The sequence below is a fragment of the Acinetobacter sp. UBA6526 genome (assembly GCF_002434875.1).
In the GTDB taxonomy this organism is placed as follows: domain Bacteria; phylum Pseudomonadota; class Gammaproteobacteria; order Pseudomonadales; family Moraxellaceae; genus Acinetobacter; species Acinetobacter venetianus.
On the sequence record NZ_DJLC01000024.1, the window covers coordinates 1 to 4418 of the forward strand.

Annotated in this window: 3 protein-coding genes; 2 read left to right on the forward strand and 1 reads right to left on the reverse strand. The window is 38.6% G+C overall.

The window, feature by feature from the left end; translation table 11 throughout:
• Positions 1–597 (forward strand): cytochrome P450 (locus B4237_RS01930; RefSeq protein ID WP_286941059.1); only part of this gene is annotated, 597 nt, incomplete at its 5' end.
• A gap of 40 nt (positions 598–637) precedes the next feature.
• Here the strand turns inward: B4237_RS01930 and B4237_RS01935 are convergent.
• Positions 638–3436, reverse strand: coding sequence for a TonB-dependent receptor (locus B4237_RS01935; RefSeq protein ID WP_286941061.1), 2799 nt, complete (start codon positions 3434–3436; stop codon positions 638–640).
• Between the two features lie 236 nt (positions 3437–3672).
• On the opposite strand from B4237_RS01935, the gene B4237_RS01940 reads away from it, so the two are divergent.
• Positions 3673–4418 (forward strand): iron-containing alcohol dehydrogenase (locus B4237_RS01940; RefSeq protein WP_286941064.1); only part of this gene is annotated, 746 nt, incomplete at its 3' end.

Sequence of the window (4418 nt, forward strand, 5' to 3'; positions counted from 1 at the left end):
AGAAAAGATTCTCCAGGAGATGACTTTATAGGCAAACTTATTCAAGCAGAAGAAGAAGGCGATAAATTAAATATCAAAGAGATGTATGGTACTTGCCTGCTTCTTTTGATCGCTGGCCATGAAACAACGACACGTCTTATTGGCAATGGCATGTTTACTTTGTTCAAACATCCTGAACAATTCGACGAATTGAGGAAAGATTATGGTCTTATTCCTAACGCTATTGAAGAGATGCTTCGATATGAACCCCCCGTTCATGCAACAGTAAGATTCGCAAGTGACGATATGTCATATGCTGGAAAAGAATATAAAAGGGGTACCCCTTTCGCTGTAAGCATTGCAGGAGCCAATAGAGATCCTGAAGCAAATACAAATCCTGAAGAATTTAATATTTTAAGAGATGATATAAAGCATATATCTTTTGGTTACGGTCCTCACATGTGTATAGGTGCTTCTTTAGCAAGAATAGAATCTAGGATTGCTTTTGAAATTCTTTTTGAAAGATTTCCTAAGCTTGAACTTTTGGATGTAAATCCACAATGGGGAAAAAATTTAATTTTCAGAGGTTTCAATGACCTCAAACTAAAAGCAAGTTAAAAAAAAGGCGCCTTAACGGCGCCTTTTTTTGTAAAGACCTCTAGAATCTGTGAGTTACTTCTAGACCTGCCCTTAGACCATCATAATATTTAATTCTTGCTCCACCACCCTGGTCACCAGGATAAATAAGCGTAAATCCAATATCGTCATCTACATCTAAACAATTTGTGCAAAAACCTCTCAAGGTAGTGCCATTGTTAAACTCTATGGCAGTAGAGAAATTTAGACGAGCTATTTCATCTAATAAGGTTAAGCCCGTAACACGTTCGTCAGCATTACCAACGTTTGTTTTGTGAGAATAACTTGTATTAATTATTACGTCACCAATGTTGGTAGGCTCAATATGTTCAACAGAAAAAACTATTGCATTATCCGGTGTCCAAGGCATCTTACCACCTGCTCTACTATATGATCCTGGCGCAGTAGCATCACAGGCTGTGAAACTACCATGTACTTCAGTCCAATTTCTTGAATCATCACAATAGTTATCATATGAAGCGTCGATATACGCATAGTTAAAGTTGATTATCGTCTGATCGGTCACTCTAGCTCTTAAATTTAAATCCAACCCATTGATAGTAGATTCAGCGGCATTTCTAGTTAAGCCGACTGGCAAACCTTGAATAACAGAGACTTTAATTACTTGTTTATCTGACCAAGCATAATTATAAGCAACCGCGCTCAAGCTTAAAGAATCATCCAAAAAAGAACCTTTAAAACCAACTTCGTGCATCTCAAGTTCTTCGGGATCAAAACCTTCTTTAGCAGTTGACTCAAAATAATTTGCGAATTGCCAACCTCCTGCTTTGAAACCTGTCGCATAGGTGTACCAAACCATGCTTCTGTCGTCAGGTTTGAAATCGATAGTAAGCTTCGGATCTGTTGAAGTCCAAGTTTTATCTTGATTAAGAACAAAAAGCTGTTGAGCTGATGCTATTGGCGCAATTCCAACTCCTTGAGCATTGGCTATTATTTCAAAATTAGTATTACACGAAGTACTTGCAATAAGAGCGGCATTAGAGGCAGCCCACGCAGTAGTTCCTATGGTATTTGTGTTATCAAAAGTACAAGCAGCATCCCAGCCTGGTGCCAAAGCCAGCTCTGGAGCAGCGGCAAAAGCGCCTGCAATTACTGCAGCCTGACCCCCATAAGTTGCTGCGGTGTATAAAGTAGCGTCCACACCGGCTACGAAAGCACTACAACCAGTAGTACCATCGATATTTACGGTCGTTGGCGTACAATCTGGCAGAACTAAAGAATGAGGAACACCTACTGAGTTTGATTTGGTTTCATATCTCATTCCTTTTTTATCGTAGGTATATCTTGCACCTAAAGTAATATTCCAACGTTCGGCCATTGGAATGGTGACTTGTCCAAAGGCAGCTGATGATTTGTTATCAATACTTAAATCTAATTGAGCAGTTCCATATGTTTCTAAAGTGGAACCGGTTGCAACGTTGTAAGTTGAAACCAAGGCTGTTTTGGAAGCCGTTGGTGTATAGGTTGCTAAATTTTGTAATGCAGCCAAATTAGCTTGGCTATAAAGACCGGCATCTAAATAAGCTGTTGCCGCAACAGCAGCTTGGTTGAATACACTATCTGGACCAGTTCTAAAAATATCCGATCTATCTCCATAATCTAAGAAAGAATATATTCCTGCGACCCATTGAATTTCATCTTCAGGTTTTGAATTCCATCTTAATTCGATACTAGACTGATTGGTTTTTTGTTCGCTGCCCTGAACAAAAGATTTTGCTTTTGTAGAATCAAAATCTTTTAATTCTTCACCAGAATGTTGATTGGTAGAAGCGAGAACGGTGAAGTCAAAATCATCTCTAAAAGACTTAAACTTTCCTGTTAAAAGAGAATCTTCTCTGTTAATAAAAGTATCTTCACTGAGATTAGAAGAATATCTATCACTTGCTATTTGCGCCAAGGCAGCAGCGTCTCCTCCACTTAGAGCATAGGCGCTGGATGTTGCAAAATCTGTTACAAAAATATCTAGTCCAGATGCAGTGGCTTTCAAGTCAGGTTGAATCAGATTTTTTTGTGCCTGAGTACAAGATGTTGAGTCCCTTTTACAAATAATTGCCTCAGAAACTGCAGCATGATCTTTCGATACAGCATTATCGGCCGTTAAGGACCATTCGTAATTATCGCCTTCGCCAAATAATGAAAATCTCACATTTTCATTGGATGTGCCTGTGTCTCCTCCAAATGTTAAATCGCTATGTACTCCTTCTTCATCTTGGTAACCAAGTATTAACCTTCCAAATAAATCGGGAGCTAACTCACCAGAAATCATGTAGCTGAACTGTTCTTGTCCTGTATCTCCAGCGGTTACTCTAATTTTTTGTTCAAATTCACTTGTGGGCTTTTTGTAGAAAACACTGATAGCTCCACCTAGGGCATTTCTACCGTATAGAGTTCCTTGAGGACCTTTCAAAACCTCAATTCTTTCAATATCGACAAGTCCTGAGAGAATTGATTGACCTCGAGACATGTAAATCTCATCTACAAAAAATGCGTTTGATCCTTCGGATCCAATATCAAATTTTGTTGAACCTATGCCTCTCAACCAAATATTTGCTCTTCCTGAATCTTCTCCAGACATCATCATATCTGGGATCATAGTTGTTAAATCGTCGGTATCTCTTAAGCCAGCACCCTCGAGCATGTCCCCAGAAAATGCCTGAAGAGCTGATGGAACATCTAATAAATTTTGTTCTCTCTTTTGAGAAGTAACTACCATCTCCTCAAGAGCAACTTGTGCTTGAGAAACGACAGAAGTGAAAAACAGCGCTAGTACAGCTGTAAACTTTAAAAATGATTTGGTCATTTTGCCCCCTGAAATCAGAAACTTCTTATTGAAGTTCATTTATAAGAAGTGGATTTTATCAAAAAGTTTACTGCTTTGTGTAGTTAAATGTCTTTATTAATCATATCCCACTTGGGCAGTCAAAAATAAAATTAGAAATTTGATGAATTGCATTGCTCGTCATAAGAATTATAAAAGGACTTCCCCCAAGAAAATAAATGTGATTACATTTAGTTTCTGTAATTTAAGGAGATGACATGCAGTTAAGATATTTTAATCAACCCCATTTTGAAAATGGATCTTTAAAACTTATATCTGAAGTTCTAAAAGAACACGGAATAACTAAACCGCTGATTTGTACCGACCCTGGATTGGTAGCTATTGGCATGACCGACAAAATTCGTAATCTTCTTTCAAACGAAATATCTCCGACTTTTTATACTGATACTCCGGCTAATCCAACTGAAGGAGCTGTTAATGATGCCTTAAGACTTTTCAAAGAAAACAATTGTGATGGTGTGGTTGGGTTTGGAGGAGGATCAAGCATGGATCTTGCAAAAGCGGTTGCGTTGATGGCAAATCATGAGGGAAATGTTGTTGACTACTCAGTGAATGAAGGCGGCACAGGAAAAATAAAAGAAACAGTTCCGACAGTTGCAATTCCTACTACTTCGGGAACAGGTAGTGAGGTTTCTTTGGGTGCTGTAATAATCATGAATGATGGAAGAAAGCTAATTCTTGCGAGCGATCATTTAGTTCCAAATGCAGCAATTTGTGACCCAGAATTAACTTTAGGTTTACCTCCTGTGTTAACTGCTGGAGCAGGAATGGATGCTTTGACACACTGTATAGAAGCAGTTCTTTCGCCTTTAGATGATCCCCCAGCAGAAGCAATTGGTTTAGATGGTGTCGAGAAAATAATCAGAAAAGAAAGCCTGGTTAGAGCTTGTGAAGATGGTCAAGACAAAGAAGCAAGATGGAATATGATGATGGCATCTACCGA